The sequence below is a fragment of the Streptomyces sp. NPDC048514 genome (genome assembly GCF_043199955.1).
Classification (GTDB): domain Bacteria; phylum Actinomycetota; class Actinomycetes; order Streptomycetales; family Streptomycetaceae; genus Streptomyces.
In genome coordinates this window covers 226644-247970 of the sequence record NZ_JBICWT010000006.1, presented here as the reverse complement: position 1 = coordinate 247970, position 21327 = coordinate 226644, and the positions used below count along the sequence as shown (strand labels likewise).

The 21327-nt window shown below is 71.4% G+C and carries 17 protein-coding genes; 4 read left to right on the top strand and 13 right to left on the bottom strand.

Going from position 1 to position 21327, the window contains the following annotated elements; all coding sequences use genetic code 11:
- Positions 1-3012, bottom strand: a complete 3012-nt coding sequence (locus ACGFT2_RS15560; protein ID WP_393278065.1) for a glycoside hydrolase family 3 N-terminal domain-containing protein — start codon at positions 3010-3012, stop codon at positions 1-3.
- A gap of 157 nt (positions 3013-3169) precedes the next feature.
- On the opposite strand from ACGFT2_RS15560, the gene ACGFT2_RS15555 reads away from it, so the two are divergent.
- The 3 genes from ACGFT2_RS15555 to ACGFT2_RS15545 all read left to right on the top strand — a co-directional run bounded on the left by ACGFT2_RS15555 (position 3170) and on the right by ACGFT2_RS15545 (position 6125).
- Positions 3170-5041: a ricin-type beta-trefoil lectin domain protein gene (locus ACGFT2_RS15555; protein WP_393278063.1), complete on the top strand. Its 1872-nt coding sequence runs from the start codon at positions 3170-3172 to the stop codon at positions 5039-5041.
- Positions 5042-5205: 164 nt separating this feature from the next.
- Positions 5206-5523 (top strand): muconolactone Delta-isomerase family protein, encoded by a 318-nt coding sequence (locus ACGFT2_RS15550; RefSeq protein ID WP_393278061.1) that lies wholly within the window; start codon positions 5206-5208, stop codon positions 5521-5523.
- Positions 5520-6125 carry a GPP34 family phosphoprotein gene (locus tag ACGFT2_RS15545; RefSeq protein ID WP_393278059.1) on the top strand — a complete coding sequence of 202 codons (606 nt, stop codon included), beginning with the start codon at positions 5520-5522 and terminating at the stop codon, positions 6123-6125. Before ACGFT2_RS15550 ends, ACGFT2_RS15545 begins: the two co-directional genes overlap by 4 nt.
- Here the strand turns inward: ACGFT2_RS15545 and ACGFT2_RS15540 are convergent, their stop codons facing one another.
- The 7 genes from ACGFT2_RS15540 to ureA all read right to left on the bottom strand — a co-directional run bounded on the left by ACGFT2_RS15540 (position 6126) and on the right by ureA (position 13946).
- Complete coding sequence (locus ACGFT2_RS15540; RefSeq protein ID WP_393278057.1) at positions 6126-6551, bottom strand: VOC family protein; 426 nt, start codon at positions 6549-6551, stop codon at positions 6126-6128.
- A 13-nt stretch (positions 6552-6564) separates the two neighbouring features.
- Positions 6565-8175, bottom strand: coding sequence for a citramalate synthase (gene cimA, locus ACGFT2_RS15535; protein ID WP_393278054.1), 1611 nt, complete (start codon positions 8173-8175; stop codon positions 6565-6567).
- Between the two features lie 285 nt (positions 8176-8460).
- A complete protein-coding gene (locus ACGFT2_RS15530) occupies positions 8461-9771 on the bottom strand; it encodes an MFS transporter (RefSeq protein WP_393278052.1) in 1311 nt (436 codons plus the stop codon).
- A 68-nt stretch (positions 9772-9839) separates the two neighbouring features.
- The gene (locus ACGFT2_RS15525) at positions 9840-10433 is read right to left on the bottom strand and encodes a TetR/AcrR family transcriptional regulator (RefSeq protein WP_393278050.1); all 594 of its coding nucleotides are present in this window, start codon (positions 10431-10433) and stop codon (positions 9840-9842) included.
- Between the two features lie 15 nt (positions 10434-10448).
- Positions 10449-11489: an agmatine/peptidylarginine deiminase gene (locus ACGFT2_RS15520; protein WP_393278047.1), complete on the bottom strand. Its 1041-nt coding sequence runs from the start codon at positions 11487-11489 to the stop codon at positions 10449-10451.
- A gap of 25 nt (positions 11490-11514) precedes the next feature.
- The gene (locus ACGFT2_RS15515; protein ID WP_393278045.1) at positions 11515-13239 is read right to left on the bottom strand and encodes an urease subunit alpha; all 1725 of its coding nucleotides are present in this window, start codon (positions 13237-13239) and stop codon (positions 11515-11517) included.
- The gene (ureA, locus tag ACGFT2_RS15510; protein WP_393278043.1) at positions 13236-13946 is read right to left on the bottom strand and encodes an urease subunit gamma; all 711 of its coding nucleotides are present in this window, start codon (positions 13944-13946) and stop codon (positions 13236-13238) included. The genes ACGFT2_RS15515 and ureA overlap by 4 nt, the downstream gene beginning before the upstream one ends.
- Before the next feature lie 166 nt (positions 13947-14112).
- Between ureA and ACGFT2_RS15505 the strand changes: the two genes are divergently transcribed.
- On the top strand, positions 14113-15558 hold the full coding sequence (locus tag ACGFT2_RS15505) for a cytosine permease (protein ID WP_393278041.1): 1446 nt from the start codon (positions 14113-14115) through the stop codon (positions 15556-15558).
- On the opposite strand, the gene ACGFT2_RS15500 is transcribed toward ACGFT2_RS15505, so the two are convergent.
- From ACGFT2_RS15500 to ACGFT2_RS15480, 5 genes are all read right to left on the bottom strand, one after another.
- Positions 15555-16643: a branched-chain amino acid aminotransferase gene (locus ACGFT2_RS15500; RefSeq protein ID WP_393278039.1), complete on the bottom strand. Its 1089-nt coding sequence runs from the start codon at positions 16641-16643 to the stop codon at positions 15555-15557. The two genes, ACGFT2_RS15505 and ACGFT2_RS15500, sit on opposite strands and share 4 nt — an antisense overlap.
- A 241-nt stretch (positions 16644-16884) precedes the next feature.
- Positions 16885-17928, bottom strand: a complete 1044-nt coding sequence (locus ACGFT2_RS15495; protein ID WP_393278037.1) for a 3-isopropylmalate dehydrogenase — start codon at positions 17926-17928, stop codon at positions 16885-16887.
- Positions 17929-18137: 209 nt separating this feature from the next.
- Positions 18138-18269, bottom strand: coding sequence for a hypothetical protein (locus ACGFT2_RS15490; protein WP_393278035.1), 132 nt, complete (start codon positions 18267-18269; stop codon positions 18138-18140).
- A gap of 459 nt (positions 18270-18728) precedes the next feature.
- Positions 18729-20360, bottom strand: a complete 1632-nt coding sequence (pruA, locus tag ACGFT2_RS15485) for an L-glutamate gamma-semialdehyde dehydrogenase (protein WP_393278033.1) — start codon at positions 20358-20360, stop codon at positions 18729-18731.
- 39 nt (positions 20361-20399) lie between these two features.
- Complete coding sequence (locus ACGFT2_RS15480) at positions 20400-21326, bottom strand: proline dehydrogenase family protein (protein WP_393278031.1); 927 nt, start codon at positions 21324-21326, stop codon at positions 20400-20402.
- Between the last annotated feature and the right edge of the window lies 1 nt (position 21327).

The window sequence follows — 21327 nt, the reverse complement described above, 5'->3', positions numbered from 1 at the left end:
CTATGCCGCCCGGTACGCCGTCACCAGCTTCTCCACCGCCTTCCCGTAGCGGCCGGTCAGCAGCAGGTGGTCGGCGTCGGCGAAGGGCTTCGCCACGGCCTCGGTGATCCGTCCGCCGGCCTTCCGCTGGACGAGCAGCCGTGCCTCGGTGACCAGCTTGCGCCCGGTCCGGTCGGCGCCCGCCCGCTCGGCCGCCGCGGCGGCCACGGCGAGGGCGTGCAGGGTGGCCGTACCGCCCTGCGGGACCTTCGTGAGGGTGGTCAGGCCCCAGCCGTACGGGAACTGCGGATCGTAGGAGGTGTCGCCGACGTTGATCGGGAGCTGCGCCTCGGACCTGGGCCAGGTGACGGGGAGCCGTCCGGTGAAGGGGCGCCTGCCGTACAGGACGTCGGCGACGCCCTCGCCCTCGGTGCCGGGCAGCCAGGAGGCCACCAGGGCGTCGATGCCGTCGAGCCGGTCGCCGATCAGCTGCGGCCGTCCGGAGACGACGAGCACCGCGCACCTCATCGCCGCGCACACCTTGTCCACGGCCGCCTGGTCGGCGGCGGACAGCCGGAGGGAGTGGCCGTTGCCGACGTCTCCGACGCCCTCGGCGTACGGGGTCTCGCCGACGACGACCACACCGGCGTCGTACCCGCCGGTCGGGGCGGAGGCGTCCTTGGACCAGGTGACGTTCCCGCCCGCCTCGCGCATGCCCTGGAGGATCGTCGTGCCCGGGGTGGTGTTCCCGGAGGAGCCCTGCCAGGTGAGGGTCCAGCCGCCGGTCTGGTTGCCGATGTCGTCGGCGTTGGAGCCGGCGACGTACACCTTCTCGCTCTTCCTCAGGGGCAGTACCGCGCCCTGGTTCTTCAGCAGCACCTGGGACTCGGCGGCCGCCCGGCGGGCGACCTCCCGGTGGGCCCTGGAGCCGATGGCGGCGGCGCCGCCGGTGTCGGCGTAGGGGTGCTCGAAGAGGCCCAGCCGGAACTTCTGGGTCAGGATGCGGGAGACGGCGTCGTCGATCCGGTCCTCGCCGATCCGGCCCGCGTTCACCTCGTCGACGAGGGTGCCGGTGAACTCCTTGTAGGTGTACGGCACCATCATCATGTCCAGGCCGGCCTCGACCGACGTGCGGACGTGGGACGCGTAGTCGCCGGGGAGCTGGTCGATGGCGTTCCAGTCGCTGATGACGAAGCCGTCGAAGCCCAGGCGGTCCTTGAGCACGCCGTTGATCATGTCGGCGCGGGCGTGCATCTTCACCGCGCCCTTGCCGTCGCCGAGGATGTCGAGGGAGGAGTACGACGGCATGACCGTGCCGATGCCGCGGTCCACGGCCGTCCGGAACGGGGCCAGGTGGACGGCCTCCAGCTGCTGCCGCGTGACCTTGGTGACGCCCTGGTCGGTCGTGTAGGTGCCGGTGGTCGAGGAGCCGTACTCGGTGCCGCCGTCGCCGAGGAAGTGCTTGGCGGTCGCGAGCACCTTGTCGTCGCGGCTCAGGTCCTTGCCGTTCGCGCGGCCCTGGAGGCCCTGGACGACGGTCTCCATGGACTGCACGAGGGCGGGGTCCTCGCCGAAGGACTCGTAGGAGCGGCCCCAGCGCTCGTCGCGGCTCACGCACAGGCAGGGGGCGAAGTCCCACGGGACTCCGGTCGCGCGGACCTCGGCGGCCGTCACCGAGCCGGTCTGCTCGGCCAGGGCGGGGTCGCGGGTGGCACCGAGGCCGATGTTGTGCGGCATGACGGTGGCACCGGAGAGGTTGTTGTGGCCGTGGACCGCGTCGACACCGTAGATCAGCGGGATCTGGAAGCGGGTCGCCCGGGTGCGGAGCTGGAAGCCGTCGATCATCTTCGCCCAGGCCTCCGGGGTGTTGGGCGTGGGCGTGGAGCCGCCGCCCGACAGCAGCGAGCCAAGGCCGTAGCCGGCGATGTCGCCGGGGGCCGTCATGGCGCCGCGCTCGGCCTGGGTCATCTGGCCGGCCTTCTCCGCCAGGGACATGCGGCCGAGGAGATCCGCGACCCGCTTCTTCACCGGCAGCCTGCTGTCGAGGTACGGCAGTCCGTGGGCGTCGACGACGACCTGCGGGGTCTCGGCGGGGGCCTTCGCTCCGGTGACCGTGAGCGTCAGGGGGACGGTCTCGGCCGGTTCGGCCGCCTTGTCCCTGCGGGTGGGCACCTCTATGGTCCGCGCGGTGCCGGAGGCGGTGCCCGCCGGGAAGGTGAGGGTGCCGGAGACGGGCGTGTAGTCCTTGCCGGGCTCGGCGCTGCCGCCGCCGGTCTCGTAGCGGACGGTCACCGGCTCGTCGACGGGTGCGGAGCCGGTGGTGGCGAGGGTGACCCTCACCCGTGCCGTGCCGCCCTCGCGCACCGGGTAGACGGCCGCACCGGTCGTGACGGAGGCGCGCAGCGACTGGTCGGCCCGGCCGTACAGCTCCACGCCGTCCATGGCGAAGTCGCCCTTGGCGCCGGGCGGGAGGGTGAGGGCGTAGCCCCACATCCGCGTGAGGCCGAGGACGTGGTCGATGCCGCCGACGGGCTGGTAGTCGGTGCGGTACGCGAAGTCGGTGAAGGGGATCTCGATCTGCTTCCAGCCGGTGAAGTCGTCGGTGAAGGAGGTCGTCCAGAGTTCGGAGGCCTCGCCGTTCGCTCCGCCGTCCTTGATCTCGAAGGCGATCTTCCTGCCGTCGTTCCGGCCGTCCCACCAGAAGCGGATGCCCTGGTGGCCGGACCAGTCGTGGGCGGGCTCGCCGGCGGCGAAGTCGTGGGTGAAGCCGCCGTAGCCGCTGATGTCGTAGGTGCCGGCGAGGACCTTGGCGCCCTCGGGGGCGTCGGTGCGGGCGGTCAGCGACAGGTCCGGCGGGTCGTCGGTGTCGCCTCCCCAGGTGAAGATGCCCTCGGCGGGCTGCGAGGCGAAGGGCACCTCGCCCTCGAAGCGGTCGACGGGGGCTGGGGCCGGGTCGTCCGCGGCTCGCGCGGTCGCCCAGGGGAGCAGACCGGCCAGCAGTGCGGCGGAGGCGAGCAGGGCGGTTCTTCGCATGGACCTTCCCTCGACTCTCGTGGTTCACTCAGGACTTAGCTCACGCCATGAGTTAACTGGGGGCTCACAGAGCCGTCAAGACGGCACGTCAGTCGGCTCGGAGCGCAACCTCCCCCCACAACAGGCACGTTGGCTCTCCCCAGAAGGGCAACGCACCATGAGAAGACCGCTTCTGCGCACGGCCCGGCTGCTCCTCGCCGGCCTGCTGACCACCGCAGGGCTCACCACCCTCGGCCTCTCCCCCGCGCACGCGGCCGGTGAGCAGGTCACCGCCTGGCTCACCACCACCGACGACTCCGCCGGACGGCATGTCGTCCGCGGGCTGCAGGCCCAGGCACCGTTCGTCTTCCAGTCCGGCACGGGCGGTGCCGGCGAGAACATCACCGTCGACGAGAACACCCGCTACCAGACCTTCACGGGTGGCGGCGCGTCCTTCACGGACACCGCGGCCTGGCTGATGAACGGCAGCGGGGCGCTGTCCCGGGCGACCCGGGACGCCACCATGCGCAAGCTGTTCTCGCCGGCGGACGGGATCGGGCTGTCGTTCCTGCGCAATCCGATGGGCGCCTCGGACCTGGCACGGTACGGCTACACCTACGACGACGTGCCCGCCGGACAGACGGACCCGAACCTGACGAGGTTCTCCCTGGCGCACGACCTCGCCGACGTCGTCCCGCTGACGAAACAGGCGCTCCAGCTCAACCCCTCCCTCACGGTGACGGCCTCGCCGTGGACGGCACCGGCCTGGATGAAGGACAGCGGGTCGCTCAACGGCGGCTGGCTGAAGGCGGAGGACTACGGCGCCTACGCCTCCTACTTCGTGAAGTACCTCCAGGGGTACAGGGACCAGGGTGTCGACGTCTCCTACGTCACCGCGCAGAACGAGCCGACCTGCTGTTCCGGCTACCCGTCGATGAGCTGGAACGCGAGCGGCCTCGCGTACTTCACCAAGAGCGAGCTGCTGCCCAAGCTGCAGGCGGCGGGCCTCACGACGAAGGTGCTGGCGCACGACTGGAACTGGGACGTCTACGACTCCTACGCCGCCCAGACGGTGGACGACCCGGCGGTGCGCGACCACCCGAACTTCGGCGGGATCGCCTGGCACGGCTACGGCGGCGACATCGCCGAGCAGACGACGGTGCACAACCGGTACCCGACGCTGGACGCCTTCGGCACCGAGCACTCCGGCGGCACCTGGATCGCCAACCAGCAGCGCGAGGACATGTCCAACATCATCGACTACACCCGCAACTGGGCGAAGTCGGTGACCAAGTGGTCGCTGGCCGTCGACCAGAACATGGGCCCGCACAACGGGGGTTGCGGTACCTGCACCGGGCTGATCACCGTGCACGACGGGGACGGTGCGAGCGGGACGGTCGACTACACCGTCGAGTACTACACCATGGGCCATCTGACGAAGTTCGTCCGGCCCGGCGCCCAGCGGATCGCCTCCACGGCGTCCACCGCGGTACCGAACGTGGCATGGCGCAACCCCGACGGCAGTAAGGCGCTGATCGCCTACAACGACTCCTCGTCGGCCCGCACGGTCACTCTCGACTGGGGTGCGCAGCACGCGACTTACTCGCTGCCGGGCAAGACCTCGGCCACCTTCACCTGGTCGGGCGGCCAGTCCGGCGGCGGCAGCCGCACCGGCGCCTTCACCGGTCTTGCCGGCAAGTGCCTCGACGTGGCGGGCGGTTCGAGCGCCAACGGCACGGCGGTGCAGCTCTACGACTGCAACGGCAGCACCGCCCAGCAGTTGACCGTCCAGACCGACGGCTCGATCCGGGCGCTCGGCAAGTGCCTGGACGTGACCTCGGCCTCGACGGCGAACGGGGCCAGGGTGCAGTTGTACGACTGCAACACGACCGCTGCCCAGCAGTGGTCGTACAACGCCGCCACGGGTGACGTGGTGAACCCGGCGGCCGGCAAGTGCCTCGACGTCACGGACAACTCGTCGGCGAACGGGGCCCGGGCCCAGATCTGGTCGTGCACGGGGGCAGCCAACCAGAAGTGGACTCTCCGGTAACCCACGGCGGCGAGCCGCGAGCGGCCGCTCGGCACGCCCCCCTCGGCGGGCGCGCGGCTCGCCGAGGGCTCCTGCTGAGCGGCGGCGGTGGGGTGGCTGGGGGACGATGAGGGGGAGCCGGTGCGGCAGCGCCGGGCCAGCCGCCTCGCCGAGGGAGCGGGACCATGCGCGAGTTCCCGGTCGAGATCACGACCTCGCCGCCCGAGGGCACCACCGGGGCGGAGGTGGCCGAACGCCGGGCCGCCGAGGCCGTGCGCGCCGGGGAGCCGGCCGCCGCCGGCCGGCCGGCGCGGCCGTGGCGCCCGGTCGGCGAGTCGCGCGGCACCGGCATCCGGCGGGCCGAGGACGAGGAGGATCCGCACGGCGACGTCTCCGGCACGCCTTCGCCGCGGCCCTGGACGGACCTCGGCGCCACCCCGCCGGAACCCACCCGAACGACCCGGGCCGTTCCTGAGTCCCGGCCGACCTGGAGCCCCGTATGACCACACCGCAGGATCTGTTCCTCGTCAGCGTCGACGTCCCCGGCGAGCGTCCCGTCGAGCAGGGCGATCTGGCGCTGGCGCTCGCGGGCGCCGAGCTGATCGACCTCCTCGGCATCCGCGCCGTCACGCTGGACGGCGACCGCATCGTGCCCGGGCCGCCGCTGGACACGGGCGACCGGCTGCTGGACGAGGCCTGCGCGGCCCTGGTGCGCGAGGAGCCGTACGAGACGGTGGCGGACTGGCTGTGGCGGCGCGGCGAGGGGCTGGCCGTGACCTACTACGACGCCCTGGACGCCGACGGGCAGCTCACCGGGAAACAGCACCGCTGGCTGCCCCGCCGGAGCGGGACCGGCGAGGCGGCCGACACCCCGGCCAGGCGGCACGCGGTCGACCGGTGGTGGTCCCATGAGCCCGTCCTGTGCGACCTCGCCTCCACCCTGGGCATCGAGGGCGACCGGCCAGCCGAGGCGGCCGAGCCGGGCGACGAGGCGGTCGGCACGGTGCTGGTCGGGATCGGTGACGCGGTGACCGAGCTGGAGGCCGTGCGCGAGCGGCGCCGCATCGAGAGCGTGGCCTTCGACAACATCTGGCGGGCGCCCTGACTAGTGCGTCGGCTGGCCGATGCCCAGCAGGTTGTTCTCGCTGTCCCGGAACCAGGCGCCGCGCTCGCCGCTCGCGCCCTTGCTCGGGTAGTTGCCGTCGATCTCGGCGATGCCGCCCCGGGTGCGGAAGCCGGGCGCGTCGACCTCCTCGAAGGTCACGCCCCGGCGCCGCAGCTCCGCCACGACCGCATCGAGGTCGTCCACCTCGAAGGCCATCTGCGTGAAGGTGCCGGGCGAGGCCCCCGTGGACCGGTACACCACGAAGTCGACGCCCCCGCACCGGTACAGCAGCCCGCCGGGGCGCTCGTCGGCCGGGAGCAGGCCGAGCTTCTCGGCGTAGAAGCGCCTGGCCCGGTCGAGGTCCGCGGCGGGCAGCCGGGTCGCCACGCGAGCCCCGGCCAGGACAGCACCGTCGTGTGTGGTCATGCCTTCACTGTGACTACTCCGCCGGCTCCACGCCCGCCCGCAGCAGCCCATAGGTGTACGCGTCCTCCAGTGCCTGCCAGGAGGCGGCGATCACGTTCTCGGCCACGCCCACCGTCGACCACTCGCCCGAGCCGTCCGAGGTGGAGATCAGCACCCGGGTGGTGGACTGGGTGCCGTGCACGCCCTCCAGGATGCGGACCTTGTAGTCGACCAGTTCCAGCTTGGCCAGCTGCGGATAGATCTTCTCCAGGGCGACGCGCAGGGCGCGGTCGAGGGCGTTGACCGGGCCGTTGCCCTCGGCGGTGGCGACGATCCGCTCGCTCTTGGCCCACAGCTTGACGGTGGCCTCGTTCGCGTGGGTGCCGTCGGGACGGTCCTCGACGATGGCCCGCCAGGACTCGACCTCGAAGTACTTCAGCGGCTTGCCCTCGACCTCGGCGCGCAGCAGCAGTTCGAAGGAGGCGTCGGCCGCCTCGTACGTGTAGCCCTCGAGTTCGCGCTCCTTGACGCGCTCGACGACCCGGCCGATCAGCTCCCGGTCGCCGCCGAGGTCGACGCCGAGTTCCTTGCCCTTCAGCTCGACCGAGGCGCGGCCCGCCATGTCGGAGACCAGCATGCGCATGGTGTTGCCGACCAGCTCGGGGGCGATGTGCTGGTACAGGTCGGGGTCGACCTTGATGGCGGAGGCGTGCAGGCCGGCCTTGTGCGCGAAGGCGGAGACACCGACGTAGGGCTGGTGGGTGGAGGGGGTGAGGTTGACGACCTCGGCGATGGCGTGGGAGATGCGGGTCATCTCGCGCAGGCGGCCGTCGGGGAGCACCTTCTTGCCGTACTTCAGCTCCAGGGCGGCGACGACCGGGAAGAGGTTCGCGTTGCCGACCCGCTCGCCGTAGCCGTTGGCCGTGCACTGCACGTGGGTGGCGCCCGCGTCGACGGCGGCCAGGGTGTTGGCGACCGCGCAGCCGGTGTCGTCCTGGGCATGGATGCCGAGCCGGGCGCCGGTGTCGGCGAGCACGGTGGCGACGACCGCCTGGACCTGGGCGGGGAGCATGCCGCCATTGGTGTCGCAGAGGATGACGACGTCGGCGCCGGCCTCCGCGGCCGTACGGACGACGGCCTTGGCGTACTCGGGGTTCGCACGGTAGCCGTCGAAGAAGTGCTCGCAGTCGACGAAGACCCGGCGGCCCTGTTCCCTCAGGTACGACACCGTGTCGCGGACCATCTCGAGGTTCTCGTCGAGGGTGGTGCGCAGCGCCAGTTCCACGTGCCGGTCGTGCGACTTGGCGACCAGGGTGATCACCGGCGCGCCGGACTCCAGGAGCGCCCTGACCTGGTGGTCGTCCGCGGCCCTTGCGCCCGCGCGGCGGGTGGCGCCGAAGGCGACGAGCTGGGCGTGCCGGAACTCGATCTCGGCCTGGGCGCGGGCGAAGAACTCGGTGTCCCGGGGGTTCGCGCCGGGCCAGCCGCCCTCGATGAAGCCCACGCCGAAGTCGTCCAGGTGCCGTGCGATGGCGAGCTTGTCCGCGACGGTGAGGTTGATGCCCTCGCGCTGCGCGCCGTCGCGCAGCGTGGTGTCGAAGACGTGGAACGAGTCGTCGAGCTCGTTGGTTGCCGTCTCGGTCATGGTCTCAAGGCTCCTGTTGTGAATCTTCGGTCGTACCGGAATGACCGGCTCCACCGTCCCCCCAATACTCCCTCGCGCTTCGTTCCCGGCTGAAGGTGGGCCGGAAAACGAAAAAACCCCTCGCGGGTGCGAGAGGTCTGCGCGCGGGTCGAGGACGACGGTGGCCACCCGCACCTGGTCGTACGAGGTGGTCACTGCGGACCGGCGCGCCTGCTGCCCATAATCATGGCGAACGAGAGCACGGGGGCAGTCTGGCACAGCCGCGCCCCCGGCTCACCGGGCGTCTCAGGATGCGGTCGTCAGACTGGACTCCCCGGACCCCTCCGCCTCCCGCGTCCGGCCCAGGTCCAGGTCCTTCGTCTCGCGCATGGTGGCGTACACCACGAGGGAGACGGCGGCGCAGCCGGCCACGTACCAGTAGAACCCGGACTCGATGCCGGCGTGTCTGAACCACAGGGCGACGTACTCCGCGGTGCCGCCGAAGAGGGCGTTGGCGAGGGCGTAGGGCAGGGCGACGCCGAGCGCGCGCACGCCGGTGGGGAAGAGTTCGGCCTTCACGCAGGCGTTGATCGAGGTGTAGCCGGTGACCACGACCAGCGCGAGCAGGGCGAGGCCGAGGGCGGGCCAGTAGCCGTCCGCGTGCCCGAGCAGGGTCATGATCGGCACCGTGAGGAAGGTGGAGCCGACGGCGAAGGTGATCAGCAGCGGGCGCCGGCCGATGCGGTCGGAGAGCCGGCCGGCGAGTGGCTGGAGGCAGGCGAAGACGATCAGCGCGGTGAAGGAGACGAGCGTCGCGGTCTGCTTGGACAGGCCCGCCGAGTTGGAGAGGTACTTCGTCAGGTAGGTCGTGTAGGTGTAGTAGGCGACCGTGCCGCCCATGGTGAGGGCGACGACCAGGAACGCCTCCCGCCGGTACCGCCACAGCGCGCGCAGGGTGCCGCGTTCCTCGGCGTGCGAGGCGTCCTGCTCGTAGACCTCGGTCTCCAGCATGCTGCGGCGCAGGTAGAAGATGACGGCCGCGCCGAGCGCGCCGACGACGAAGGGGATGCGCCACCCGTAGCTGTGCAGGGCGTGGTCGGACATGGTGCGCTGGAGGACGATCTGCAGGCCGAGGCCGGCGATCTGGCCGGCGGTCATGGAGACGTACTGGAAGCTGGAGGCGAAGCCGCGGCTGCGGGGGTCCGAGGCCTCGGTGAGGTAGGTGGCGCTGGCCGCGTACTCGCCGCCCACCGACAGGCCCTGCAGCAGGCGGGCGACGAGCAGGACGAGCGCGCCGCCGTAGCCGGCTGCCCCGTAGGTCGGGGCGACGGCGATGAGGACGGCCGAGGCCGACATGAGCGTGACGGTGAGGGTCAGGGCCGCCTTACGGCCCTTGCGGTCGCCGACCCTGCCCAGCAGCCAGCCGCCCACGGGCCGCATGAAGAACCCGACGGCGAAGATGCCCGCGGTGTTCATCAGCTGGGCGGTGGGATCGCCGCTCGGGAAGAACGCACCGGCGAAGTACGTGGCGAAGCTCGCGTACACGAACCAGTCGAACCATTCGACCATGTTGCCCGCCGAGCCGACCCAGATCTTCTTCCAGTGTTCTCGTCCCATGGGCCGTACCTGCCCGGCGGCGGAGTGGACGATTCCTCCACCCGGTGAGGGTTCGGGGCGGGACCGGGTCAGACGAGGAGGGCGTCGGTGATGAACTCCCGCACATGTGCCAGAACCTGAGCACGGTCGGTGCCGCGCAGCCCGATGGCGACGTGGATGGAGAACCCGTCGAGCAGCGCGCGCAGCCGCGCCGCGAAGCGGTCGGCGTCCACCGGGCGGAACTCGCCGCGCGAGACGCCCTCGGCGAGCAGCGCGACGAGGTCCCGGTGCCAGGCGCCCTCGATGGCGACCTGCCGTTCGCGGGCGTCGTCCGCCGCGTTCTGCGAGCGGTTCCAGACCTCCAGCCACAGCGTCCAGTGCGGGTCGCGGTGGCCGTCGGGGACGTACAGGTCGACGTAGGCGTCGAGGCGCTCCCGGGCCGTTCCGCGCGCGGCCAGCAGCCGGCCGCGCTCGGCGCCGAGCCGGCCCTCGCTCCACTCCAGGGTGCGCAGCAGCAGTTCGTCCTTGGAGCGGAAGTAGTAGAGGAGATGGCCGCTGCTCATACCGACCTCGCGGCCGAGCGCCGCCATGGTGAGCTTCTCCAGACCGCGCTCGGCGATCATCTCCATGGCGGCGGCGAGGACCTCCTCGCGCGGCGGCGCGTTCTTCCGCGCACCGGCCATCCGTGACTCCCGTGTTCAGACCTTCGGCTGCTGCTGGGTGATGCAGTGGATGCCACCGCCGCCCGCGAAGATCGTACGTGCGTCCACCAGGGTCACCGTGCGCTCGGGGAAGAGGCGGCGGAAGATCCCGGCGGCGATCTCGTCGCGCGGGTCGTCGAAGCCGCACAGCACGACGCCGCCGTTGCAGAGGTAGTGGTTGATGTAGGAGTAGTCGGCCCAGTGGCCGTCGGCCTCCAGGACGGTCGGGGCGGGCACCTCGACGACCTCCAGCGCCCGCCCGCGCGCGTCGGTCGCCGACCTCAGGATGCCGATGACCTCCTTGCCGACCTCGTGGTCGGGGTGGGCCGGGTCCGGCTGGTGGTGCGCGACGACGACACCGGGACGGGCGAAGGCGGCGACGATGTCGACGTGGCCGAGGGTGCCGAAGCCGTAGGGCGGGTAGTCGCCGGTCAGGCCGCGCGGCAGCCAGATCGCCTTGCTGGTGCCGAGGTGGGCGTGGACCTCGGCCTCGACCTCCTCCTTCGACCAGTGCGGGTTGCGCTCGGGGCCGAGCTGCACGGTCTCGGTGAGCAGGACGGTGCCCTCGCCGTCGACGTGGATGGCGCCGCCCTCGTTGACCAGCTTCGAGGCGTACGTCTTCGCGCCGGCGAGGTCGGAGACGTAGGCGGCGATCTTGGAGTCGTGCTCCCAGCGGGCCCAGTCCTGGGCGCCCCAGCCGTTGAACGTCCAGTCCACCGCCCCCAGTTCGCCCTTGCCGTTGGTCAGGAAGGTGGGCCCGATGTCCCGCATCCAGGCGTCGTCCAGCTCGCGCTCGACGGTGTCGACGCCCGGGCCGAGCAGCGCCTGGGCGTCGGCCGACTCGCCGGGTCCGCACACGACCGTCACCGGTTCGAAGCGGAGGATCGCGCGGGCCACCGAGGCCCAGGCGATGCGCGAGAGCGCGAGGTCGTCCGGGTCGTCGAAGGTGGGGTTGGGGCCCGGCCACGCCATCCAGGTGCGCTCGTGCGGGGTCCACTCGGCGGGCATGCGGAAGCCGTCGGCGGCGGGAGTGGTCATCTGTGGAGGTCCTTGCCTGGCGGGTTCAGAGGAAGTAGAGGCGGTTGAGGGAGACGGAGTCGGCGGGCTCCGAGCCGAGCGGATCGCCGTCGAGGGTGACCAGACCGGTGCGCTGGTCGACGTCGACCGCTCCGACGCGGGCGTTGAGCCGCAGGTCGGCGGGGCCGATGCCGCGGGTGCCGCGGACGGCGACCCGGCGCCGGCGGGTGGGCATCCGGTCGTCACCCTGGTCGACGGCCGCCTGGGCGACGAAGGCCACCGAGATGTCCGCGGCCGTGGCGCCGTAGGAGCCGAACTGCGGGCCCAGCACCAGGGGTTCGCAGGTGTCGGTGGCCGCGTTGGGGTCACCGACCACGCCGTACGCCGGGAAGCCGGACTTCAGGACGAGCTGCGGCTTGGCGCCGAAGTACTCCGGGCGCCACAGCACGATGTCGGCGAGCTTGCCCACCTCGATCGAGCCGACCTCGTGGGAGAGGCCGTGCGCGATGGCCGGGTTGATGGTCAGCTTGGCCATGTAGCGCAGCACGCGGGCGTTGTCGTCGCCCTCGCCGTCGCCTTCCATGGGGCCCAGTTCGGCCTTCATCTTGCCGGCCATGGCGAAGGTGCGGCGGACCGTCTCCCCGGCGCGGCCCATGCCCTGGGCGTCGGAGGAGGTGATGCCGATCGCGCCCAGGTCGTGCAGCACGTCCTCGGCGCCCATGGTGCCGGCGCGGATGCGGTCGCGGGCCATGGCCGCGTCGCCGGGCAGGTCGGGCTTGAGGTCGTGGACGGAGACGATCATGCCGTAGTGCTCGGCGACCGCGTCCCGGCCGAAGGGCAGGGTGGGGTTGGTGGAGGAGCCGATGACGTTCGGGACGCCGGCCATCTTCAGCACGTTGGGCACGTGCCCGCCGCCGCAGCCCTCGATGTGGAAGGCGTGGATGGTGCGGCCTTCGAGGACGCGCAGGGTGTCCTCCACGGAGAGGCACTCGTTCAGGCCGTCGCTGTGCAGGGCCACCTGGACGTCGTGCTCCTCGGCGACCCGCAGGGCGGTGTCGAGCGCCCGGGTGTGCGCGCCCATGTCCTCGTGCACCTTGAAGCCGGAGGCGCCTCCCTCGGCGAGCGCCTCGATCAGCGGTGCGTCCGAGGAGGACGAACCCCGGCCGAGGAAGCCGATGTTGACCGGCCAGGCGTCGAAGGCGCTGAAGGCGTGCCGCAGCGCCCAGGGGGAGTTGACGCCCACGCCCCAGACGGGCCCGAACTCCTGCCCGATGATCGTCGTCACGCCGGACGCCAGGGAGGCCTCCATGATCCGCGGCGACAGCAGGTGCACATGGGTGTCGACGGCCCCGGCGGTGGCGATCAGGCCCTCGCCGGAGACGATGGAGGTGCCGGTGCCGACGACGACGTCCACCCCGTCGAGGGTGTCCGGGTTGCCGGCGCGTCCGATGGCGTGGATGCGCCCTTCCCGGATGCCGACGGAGACCTTCCTGATCCCCTGCACCACGTCGATCACGACGACGTTGCTGATCACGACGTCACAGGTCTCGCGGACGGCGGCGGCCTTCAGGTGCAGTCCGTCACGGGCGGTCTTGCCGAAGCCGGCCAGGAACTCGTCGCCGTAGCGCTGGGAGTCGGACTCGACCCGGACGGTGAGGCCCGAGTCGCCGAGGCGGACGCGGTCGCCGGCGCGGGGGCCGTGGGTGGCCGCGTAGGCGTGCGGGTCGACATGGATCGCCCGGCTGACCTCGCGTCCCTTCGAGCGGCTCATCGTTCCTCGCCTCCTTCCGGTGCACCCTGTGGTGCGACTCCGAGATATCCGCAGGCCGCTGCCCTGCGCAGGGCCTCTTCGCGCACGCCGGGCCCGTCCAGCGGCCCGTCGACCAGCCCGGCGAAGCCGATCGCGACGCGCTCGCCGCCGATCGGCACGAGCCCGACCTCCTCGCTCTCCCCCGGGCCGAACCGGACCGAGGAGCCCGCGGGGACGGACAGCCGCATGCCGTAGGCGCCCGGGCGGTCGAAGTCGAGGCGCGGGTTGGCCTCGAAGAAGTGGAAGTGGGAGGTCACGGAGACCGGCACGGCGGCGGTGTTGGTGACGCGCATCCGGACCACCGGCTCGGGGTCCGCGTGCTGGGGGCCGGGCAGCAGCGCGCCCGGGGCGCCGTCACCGAGGCCGCCGCCGATGGGGTCGGAGACCACCGCGAGCCGGGAGCCGTCGTCGAAGACCGCCTCCACCATCACCTCGGTGACGACGTCGGCGACGCCCGGCAGCACGTCCGCGGGGCCGAGTACCGACCGGGCGGCCTCGATGGCCTCCGCCAGCCGCCTGCCGTCCCGGGCGGCCTCGCAGACCGTGTCCGCGATCAGCGCGGTCGCCTCGGGCACGTTGAGCCGAAGACCGCGCGCGCGGCGGGCCCGGGCCAGCTCGGCCGCTCCGAAGAGCAGCAGCCGGTCACGTTCCGTGGGGGTCAGTCTCACGACGCGGCACCTCCTTGCCTTCCACAAGTTAGAACATCACTCTAAACACAGAATTCATGAAACAGAAGCATTGACCGACGACCACTGGTCACGTCACATTGAACGTCGCTCAAACCACTGCTCAGTGAGTGCGGAACCCCAGGCGGCCGTCGAAGGAGACCCAGCCATGCCGATAGAACAGCGCGGAGTCGACACCATCCCGGACGAGGAGCGGACCAGCGGTCCGCGCGACCTCGTCTCGATCCTGCTCGGCTCCAACCTCTGTCTCGGAGTGATCATCTTCGGCTGGCTGCCGCCGTCCTTCGGGCTCGGCTGGTGGGCCTCGGTCAGCGCCGTCGTCGCGGGCACCGTGGTCGGCACGCTGTTCACTGCCCCGCTGGCGCTGGTCTCGCTGCGTACCGCGACCAACCTGTCCACCTCCTCCGGCGCGCAGTTCGGCGTGCGGGGCCGGCTGGTCGGCTCGGTGGTCGGCCTGCTGCTGGCGCTCGGCTACACCGCGCTGACGGTGTGGATCGGCGGGGACGTGATGCTCGGGGTCCTCGGCCGGCTCTTCGGGGTACCGGCGGACGGGCTGTCGTACGCCCTGGTCTACGGGGTGCTCGCCGCGGCGACGGTCGCGGGCGCGGTCTACGGCTACCGGGTGCTGCTGGCCATGTCCCGGGTGCTGGCCGTCGGCATGACGGCCCTGCTGGCCCTCGGCGTCCTCGCCTACGCCCCGCACTTCACCACCGCCGCGCTGCCGGGCGCGGGCGGCTATCTGCTGGGATCCTTCTGGCCGACCTGGTTCCTGGCCGTGGTGGCGGCGGGACTCTCCGGGCCGATCGCCTTCATCACGCTGCTCGGCGACTACACCCGCTACATCTCCCCCGCCCGCCATGCCGGCCGCAGGGTCCTGCACGCGACCTGGCTGGGCCTGATCCTCGGGCTGCTGGTGCCGCAGCTGTTCGGCACCTTCACCGCCTACGCGGCCGGCGCCGCGGCCGACTACGCGGGCCCGCTGGTAACGGCCTCCCCCGCCTGGTACCTGGTGCCGCTGCTGCTGTCGGCCTCCGCCGGATCGGTCGGCAACGCGGGCCTGATGCTGTACTCCATGGGCCTGGACCTGGACGCGATCCTGCCCAGGGCGTCCCGGGCCCGCGCCACCTCGACGGTCGCCGTCGTCGCCACGGCCTGCGTCTTCGCCGGCCACTACGCCTGGAACGCGCAGTCCGCGATGACCTCCTTCGTCCTGCTCCTCACCGCCCTCGGCACCCCCTGGGCGGTGATCACACTCATCGGCTTCGTCCGCTGCCGCGGTGTGTACGACGCCGACGCCCTGCAGGTCTTCAACCGCCGTTCCCGGGGCGGGGTCTACTGGTACCGGGGCGGCTGGAACGTGCCGGCCACCGCATCCTGGGCGGCCGGCGCGCTGGTCGGGCTGCTGGCGGTGTCCCTGCCGTCGTACGAGGGCCCGCTGCTGACGCTGACCGGCGGGGTGGACTGCAGCTTCCTGCTGTCGGGGTTCGTGGGCGGCGCCGTGTACCTGCTGCTGACGCCCCGCCCGGAACGCACCAGGGCCGCCGCGGACCTCGACGAGTCCGGGGCGGCCCTGAGCATGTCGGGCGAGCGTTAGCCGATCTTGTGCATCCAGCCGTGCTTGTCCTCGGTCATGCCGCGCTGGAGCCCGAGCAGGGCCTCGCGCAGCCGGCCGGTGACCGGGCCTGTAGTGCCGTCGCCGTGGCTCCAGCCGTCCGTCCTGGTCTTGACGTGACCGATCGGGGTGACCACGGCGGCGGTGCCGCAGGCGAAGACCTCGGTGAGGGCACCGGAGGCGGCGTCCTTCCGCCACTGCTCCAGGGTGATCGTGCCTTCCTCGGCGGTGTAGCCGAGGTCACGGGCGACCTGGAGGAGGGAGTCGCGGGTGATGCCCTCCAGGATGGAGCCGGTGAGCGACGGGGTGACGATCCGGTCGCCGTAGACGAAGGCGACGTTCATGCTGCCGCTCTCCTCGACCTTGGTCCGGGTGACCGCGTCGAGGTAGACGACCTGGTCGCAGCCGTGCGCCGCGGCCTCGGCCTGCGGGAGGAGGGAGGCCGCGTAGTTGCCGCCCGTCTTCGCGTCGCCGGTGCCGCCCGGGACGGCACGGACGTGGTCCTCCGAGACCCAGATGGTGACCGGCTTCACGCCGCCGGCGAAGTAGGCGCCGGACGGGGAGGCGATCAGCATGAACAGGTACTCGTTCGCCGGGTGCACGCCCAGCGCGGCCTCCGTCGCGAACATGAACGGACGCAGGTAGAGGGACGCCTCGCCGCCGTGCGCCGGGACCCAGTCGGCGTCCTGGGTGAGCAGCGCGTCCAGGGCCGCGATGAACAGCTCCTCGGGCAGCTCGGCCATGGCCATGCGGCGGGCGGAGTTGCGGAAGCGGCGGGCGTTGGCCTCGGGCCGGAAGAGCGCGACCGAGCCGTCGGGCTGCCGGTAGGCCTTCAGGCCCTCGAAGATCTCCTGCCCGTAGTGCAGGACGTGAGTGGAGGGGTCGAGCGAGATCGGGCCGTACGGAACGAGCTGCGCGTCGTGCCAGCCGCGGCCCTCGGTCCACTTGATCGTCACCATGTGGTCGGTGAAGTGGCGGCCGAATCCGGGGTTGGCCAGGATCGCCTCGCGCTCCGCGGCGGCGAGCGGATGGGCGGAGGGCTTGAGCTCGATCGTGGGCGTCGTCATGAGTGGTTGTCCTTCACCGGTCGTAGTGACGGGCCGCGCTCACGCCCATACTGCCAGTCGTCAGTGCTAGGACGTCCGAGCTTTCCCTCATACCGCGGCTCCGCGTTCGATTATCGCGCGGCGCCCGGAGCGGACGGAACGGGGGTGAGTGCGGTCCAGGGGTCGATGGTGGCACCCGGCGGGGACACGAGGAAGCCGCCGGGTGTGGTGACCCGGCGGCTTGTGCTGACGGAGCGCCGGGTCAGCCGGCTACCCGGGCGGCGAGCGCGTCGCCGATCCGCGCGGTGCCGCGCGCCCCGAGCGCGGAACGCTCGGTCAGGTCGGCGGTGACCGCAGCGTCGATGCGCTCGGCCTCCGCTTCGTAACCGAGGTGGCGCAGCAGCAGGGCGACGGACAGGACCGTCGCGGTCGGGTCGGCCTTGCCCTGTCCGGCGATGTCCGGGGCCGAGCCGTGGACCGGCTCGAACATCGACGGGAACACGCGGGTGGGGTCGATGTTGCCGGAGGCGGCCACGCCGATGCCGCCGGAGACGGCCGCGGCGAGGTCGGTGATGATGTCGCCGAAGAGGTTGTCGGTGACGATGACGTCGAACCGGGCCGGGTCGGTGACGAGGTAGATCGTCGCCGCGTCGACGTGGATGTAGTCGGTCGTGACCTCGGGGAACTCCTCGGCCACCCGGTTGAAGACGTTCGTCCACAGGTGCCCGGCGAAGGTCAGCACGTTGTTCTTGTGGACCAGCGTGAGCTTCTTGCGCGGGCGGGCCTGGGCGCGGGCGAAGGCGTCGCGGACCACGCGCTCGACTCCGTAGGCCGTGTTGACGGAGACCTCGGTGGCGACCTCGTGCTCGGTGCCCTTGCGGATGGTGCCGCCGTTGCCCGTGTACGGGCCCTCGGTGCCTTCGCGGACGACGACGAAGTCGATCTCCGGCTGGCCCGCCAGCGGGGTGGCGACGCCCGGGAGCAGCTTCGACGGCCGCAGGTTGACGTGGTGGTCGAAGGCGAAGCGGAGCCGCAGCAGGAAGCCGCGCTCCAGGACGCCGGACGGCACCGACGGGTCGCCGATCGCGCCGAGCAGGATGGCGTCGTGCTGCTTCAGTGCGTCGAGGTCGGCGTCGGTGAGGGTCTCACCGGTGGCGTGGTAGCGCCGGGCGCCGAAGTCGTACTCCGCGGTCTCCAGCTTCACATCCTGCGGCAGGACGGCGGAGAGGACCTTGAGACCCTCGGCCACGACCTCCTGGCCGATGCCGTCACCGGGGATCACTGCGAGATTGATGCTGCGAGACATGCCGGGCACCCTACTCCTCGTCCCAGGGGATGACATGGCCTGTCCGCCATGCGGACATCGTGTCGTGTCCCGGTGCCGGCCGGCCGTCCCGTGTTCACCCGTACGTGGGAGGGGTGGACCGACCGGTTCGAGGTACGGCGGGGTGGATGAGGACCCCGCCGCGTCTCGCGCGGCCCGGCCGGTGAGGGCCGGTCAGGGACAGGGACCGGTCAGTGGCCGGTCTCGCCGCCGTTGTCCCGGCGGTCGAGGGCACGCTGGAGGGCGTCGGCGGCGTTCTTACGGTCGGAATCGCTCGTGTGGGACACGTGGCGGACTCGGCGGCGGACGGTCGTCTCGGCCATGGAAATCGACTCCTTCGGCAAACGTGGAGTACGGCACTGGGGGTTGCGAGACGCCGGAAGTGGCGGGGAGCGGCGGCCGCAGGGGTTGCCTGCACGGGGCCCGGCTCACGATCGCCGTTCGCTGGATCGAGCGAGACGTTCGGCTACTTCAAAGCTAAGTGAGCCGGCCGCGTCTGTCTGCACAATTACTCGGACTTCCTACTATCTGAGACGGCGGGACCGGTCACACGGCGCTGAGCTGCGTCTTCGTGCGTTCGGGGGTGGTCCGGCCGAGGGAGCGCAGGGCGCGGATCGACGTCCCCCTGACGAGACCGCGTCAGGCGGCGTCGCCGGCCCGCCGGTCGAGGACCGGTTCCCGGGCGGTGTCGGGGGCGCCGGCGAGCCCGGAGAACGGCGACGGGCCGGGAAGCCTGCCCCGAGAGGTCAGGCTTCCCGGCCCGTCGGCCGGTGAGGGAGCGATCAGCCCATGTGCGGGTACGCGTAGTCGGTCGGCGGGACCAGGGTCTCCTTGATGGCGCGGGTCAGCGTCCAGCGCAGGAGGTTCTGGGGGGCACCGGCCTTGTCGTTGGTGCCGGAGGCGCGGCCGCCGCCGAAGGGCTGCTGGCCGACGACGGCGCCGGTCGACTTGTCGTTGATGTAGAAGTTGCCCGCGGCGAAGCGGAGCTTCTCCATCGTGTACGCGGCCGCGGCACGGTCGTTGGAGACGACCGAACCGGTGAGGGCGTAGTCCGACACCGATTCCATCTGGGTCAGCATCTCGTCGTACTTGTCGTCCTCGTAGACGTACACGCCGAGGATCGGGCCGAAGTACTCGGTGCGGAAGACCTCGTTCTCCGGGTCGGTGGACTCGATGACGGTCGGGCGGACGAAGTAGCCGACCGAGTCGTCGTAGGAACCGCCGGCCACGATCGTGCAGGTCGGGTCCTCCTTGGCGCGATCGATGGCGGCCTTGTTCTTGGCGAAGGCACGCTCGTCGATCACGGCGCCGACGAAGTTCGACAGGTCGGTGACGTCACCCATGGTCAGGTAGTCGACCTCGGCCGCGAACTCCTCCTTGAACCCGGAGTTCCAGATGGAGGCCGGGATGTAGGCGCGGGAGGTCGCGCTGCACTTCTGGCCCTGGTACTCGAAGGCGCCACGGGTGAGGGCGGTCTTGAGGATGGCGCGGTCGGCGCTCGGGTGGGCGACCAGGAAGTCCTTGCCGCCGGTCTCGCCGACCAGACGCGGGTAGGCGCGGTACTTCTCGATGTTGTTGCCGACCGTCTTCCACAGGTACTGGAAGGTCTTGGTCGAACCGGTGAAGTGGATGCCCGCGAGGTCGCGGTGGGCCAGGGCCACCTCGGAGACCTCGATGCCGTCGCCGGTGACGAGGTTGATGACGCCCTTGGGCAGACCGGCCTCCTCCAGCAGCTGCATGAGCAGCACGGCGGCGTGGGTCTGGGTCGGGGACGGCTTCCACACGACCACGTTGCCCATCAGGGCCGGGGCGGTGGGCAGGTTCGCGGCGATCGCGCTGAAGTTGAACGGCGTGATCGCGTAGACGAAGCCCTCGAGCGGGCGGTGGTCCAGACGGTTCCAGACGCCCGGGGAGTTCGCCGGGGGCTGCTCGGCGAGGATCTGGCGGGCGTAGTGGACGTTGAAGCGCCAGAAGTCGACCAGCTCGCAGGGGCTGTCGATCTCCGCCTGCTGGGCGGTCTTCGACTGGCCGAGCATGGTGGAGGCGGCGATCGTCTCGCGCCACGGGCCGGCCAGCAGCTCGGCGGCGCGCAGGATGATCGCGGCGCGGTCGTCGAAGGCCATCGCGCGCCAGGCCGGCGCGGCGGCGAGGGCCGCGTCGACGGCGTCCTGCGCGTCCTGCCGGGTGGCGTTGCGGAGCGTGCCGATGACGGCCTTGTGATTGTGCGGCTGGACGACCTGGAAGGTCTCGCCGCCGCCCATGCGCTTCTCGCCGCCGATGGTCATCGGCAGGTCGATCGGGTTCTCGGCCAGCTCCTTGAGCTTGACCTCCAGGCGGGCGCGCTCGGGCGAGCCGGGGGCGTAGCCGTGCACCGGCTCGTTGACGGGGGTGGGGACCTGGGTCACAGCGTCCATGAGATCCGTAACTCCTTGTACGTGAGCGGGTGTTCGGGCTCAGCCCTTGCTGATCATGCTGCGGACGAAGAACCGGAGGTTGGCCGGCTTCTCGGCGAGACGGCGCATGAAGTAGCCGTACCAGTCGGTGCCGTAGGCGGTGTAGACGCGCATACGGTGGCCCTCGGCGGCCAGCCGCAGGTGCTCGTCACCGCGGATGCCGTACAGCATCTGGAACTCGTACTCGTCGAGCTTACGGCCGGCCTTGTGGGCCAGCTCCTGGGCGATCGCGATCAGGCGCGGGTCGTGGGACCCGATCATCGGGTAGCCCTCGCCCTCCATCAGCGTCCTGAGGATGCGGACGTACGCCTTGTCGATCTCGTGCTTCTGCTGGTAGGCGACCTCGGCGGGCTCCTTGTAGGCGCCCTTCACCAGCCGCACCCGGCTGCCGGACTCCGCCAGGCGGCGGGCGTCGGCCTCGGTGCGGAAGAGGTAGGCCTGGATGACACAGCCGGTCTGCGGGAAGTCCTTCCGCAGCTCCTCGTGGATGGCGAACATCGAGTCCAGGGTGGTGTGGTCCTCGGCGTCCAGGGTGACCGTCGTACCGATGGCCGCCGCGGCCTCGACGACCGGACGGACGTTCGCGAGCGCCAGTTCGTGGCCGCCGTCGAGGGCCTGCCCGAACATGGAGAGCTTGACGGACATCTCGACCCGCTCGCCCAGACCGAGGTCACGCAGCCGGTCGATCAGCGCCAGATAGGCGTCCCGGGCGGCACCGGCCTGTTCGGGGGTGGTGATGTCCTCGCCGACGACGTCCATCGTCAGCTCCAGGCCCTTGGCCGTCAGCTCCTCGACGATCGGGACGATGTCGGCCACGGTCTCACCGGGTATGAAGCGGTCGACCACCTGTTTGGTCACCGGGGCCGCCGAGATCAGGCGTCGCATCCGGTCGCTGCGCGACGCGGCGAGAATCACGGGACCCAGCACG

Bases quoted from the DNA above. Each gene is read 5' to 3' on its own strand.
- ACGFT2_RS15525 (WP_393278050.1), bottom strand. From the start codon at position 10,433: ATGGCCGGTGCGCGGAAGAACGCGCCGCCGCGCGAGGAGGTCCTCGCC.
- ACGFT2_RS15495 (WP_393278037.1), bottom strand. From the start codon at position 17,928: ATGTCTCGCAGCATCAATCTCGCAGTGATCCCCGGTGACGGCATCGGC.
- ACGFT2_RS15555 (WP_393278063.1), top strand. From the start codon at position 3,170: ATGAGAAGACCGCTTCTGCGCACGGCCCGGCTGCTCCTCGCCGGCCTG.
- ACGFT2_RS15505 (WP_393278041.1), top strand. From the start codon at position 14,113: ATGCCGATAGAACAGCGCGGAGTCGACACCATCCCGGACGAGGAGCGG.
- ACGFT2_RS15490 (WP_393278035.1), bottom strand. From the start codon at position 18,269: ATGGCCGAGACGACCGTCCGCCGCCGAGTCCGCCACGTGTCCCACACG.
- ACGFT2_RS15530 (WP_393278052.1), bottom strand. From the start codon at position 9,771: ATGGGACGAGAACACTGGAAGAAGATCTGGGTCGGCTCGGCGGGCAAC.
- ACGFT2_RS15515 (WP_393278045.1), bottom strand. From the start codon at position 13,239: ATGAGCCGCTCGAAGGGACGCGAGGTCAGCCGGGCGATCCATGTCGAC.
- ACGFT2_RS15545 (WP_393278059.1), top strand. From the start codon at position 5,520: ATGACCACACCGCAGGATCTGTTCCTCGTCAGCGTCGACGTCCCCGGC.
- ACGFT2_RS15550 (WP_393278061.1), top strand. From the start codon at position 5,206: ATGCGCGAGTTCCCGGTCGAGATCACGACCTCGCCGCCCGAGGGCACC.
- pruA (WP_393278033.1), bottom strand. From the start codon at position 20,360: ATGGACGCTGTGACCCAGGTCCCCACCCCCGTCAACGAGCCGGTGCAC.
- ACGFT2_RS15500 (WP_393278039.1), bottom strand. From the start codon at position 16,643: ATGACGACGCCCACGATCGAGCTCAAGCCCTCCGCCCATCCGCTCGCC.
- cimA (WP_393278054.1), bottom strand. From the start codon at position 8,175: ATGACCGAGACGGCAACCAACGAGCTCGACGACTCGTTCCACGTCTTC.
- ACGFT2_RS15540 (WP_393278057.1), bottom strand. From the start codon at position 6,551: ATGACCACACACGACGGTGCTGTCCTGGCCGGGGCTCGCGTGGCGACC.
- ACGFT2_RS15520 (WP_393278047.1), bottom strand. From the start codon at position 11,489: ATGACCACTCCCGCCGCCGACGGCTTCCGCATGCCCGCCGAGTGGACC.
- ACGFT2_RS15560 (WP_393278065.1), bottom strand. From the start codon at position 3,012: ATGCGAAGAACCGCCCTGCTCGCCTCCGCCGCACTGCTGGCCGGTCTG.